Raw genomic sequence first — 1,411 nt, 5'->3', positions numbered from 1 at the left:
AACTCTTTATTAATCAACCATTTAAGCATGATCACTTCAAAATACTATTCGCTAAGAACTAAAAAACAAGCGGTACAGTATGTTCAGGCTGGTCTTCTTTCTGAAGAGCAGGCTTGCCATAAATACCACATTTCCAGTAAATTACTATACCAATGGATGCGCTGGCACGAAAAATATTTTGTTCAACCACATATTAATCTCGATATCATGGCTCAGAAAAAAAGTAAAACTAAAGCCGATCTGAAGGATAAGCAGAAGATCAAAGAGCTTGAGAAGCAGCTCAAGCTGATGAAAAAAGAAAATGAATTGGCTCAGTTAAAGGCTGAAGCTTACAAAACCATGATAGAGGTAGCCGAAGAAGAATTCAACATCAAAATCGGAAAAAAGCCTGGAGCCAGACAGTCGAAAAACTAAAAATACGCTATCCACTCAAAGGACTTCAGGTTCTTTGTGGACTGTTTGGCCTGACACGTTATGCGTATTACAAAGCTTTAAAACAGAATCATCTTAACAAAGATATTGAAGAAGAAATTATCGCAAAAGTAAAAGATATCCGGGAAAAACTCCCTCGTGTGGGCACGCTCAAACTACATTATATGATGGTGTCTTTTCGCAAAGAAAAAGGCATTAAATGCGGAAGAGATAAACTACATGAAGTCCTTAAAAAGAGAGACATGCTCGTCAAAACTAAAGCTATACGTGCTAAAACCACTTATTCAGAGCATGGATATAGAAAGTTTGAAAACCTCACTCAGGATTTTGAACCTTCCGGAATCAATGAGCTCTGGGTGTCTGATATCACGTATATCCGAACCGGAAACAGGTTTAGTTATTTGAGTCTGATTACTGACGCTTTCTCTCGTAAGATTATAGGATGGTCTCTGCAACCCACTTTACATGCACGTGGTCCATTGATGGCTCTTGATATGGCATTGAGTCAAAAGGAGGAGGACTCCCCTACTCCACTTATTCATCATTCAGATAGAGGCATCCAGTATTGTTGTCATCAGTACATACGTCTGTTACAAAATAATGAAATCACTGTCTCAATGACGGAATCGCCTGATCCTTATGAGAATGCATTGGCTGAGCGGACAAATTTAACGCTGAAATACGAGTTTTTGCTGGAAAGAGGCTTTCCTTCTTTTCACCAGGCTTACCACGCTACTAAGCACGCTATACAAAATTATAATCACCTAAGACCACATGCTAGTCTGGATTATTTGACACCCGGTAAAGCACATGAGCTCAATATCCCCCTTAAAAAACGCTGGAAAAAATATCCCAGATCTACTAACAAAGAACGTTTTAACGTACTGGTTGCCTAAATCTTAAAATATTACAATCTATGAAATGCCTTTTTCCGCCCTGAATTTCATTTTTATCTGTTGACTCATTGCAGGATAAGCCA

At 38.6% G+C, this 1,411-nt stretch carries 2 protein-coding genes; both read left to right on the top strand.

Annotated features, from left to right (window positions below; translation table 11 throughout):
* Positions 1 to 414: DUF1153 domain-containing protein (locus WJR50_RS34035; protein ID WP_341297784.1), on the top strand; the 414-nt coding region annotated here is incomplete at its 5' end.
* Complete coding sequence (locus WJR50_RS34030) at positions 363 to 1,328, top strand: IS3 family transposase (protein ID WP_341297785.1); 966 nt, start codon at positions 363 to 365, stop codon at positions 1,326 to 1,328. The genes WJR50_RS34035 and WJR50_RS34030, both read left to right, overlap by 52 nt.
* Positions 1,329 to 1,411: the final 83 nt, after the last annotated feature.

The organism is Catalinimonas locisalis (genome assembly GCF_038039535.1).
Lineage (GTDB): Bacteria > Bacteroidota > Bacteroidia > Cytophagales > Cyclobacteriaceae > Catalinimonas.
This window is presented reverse-complemented; position numbering and strand designations above follow the sequence as displayed.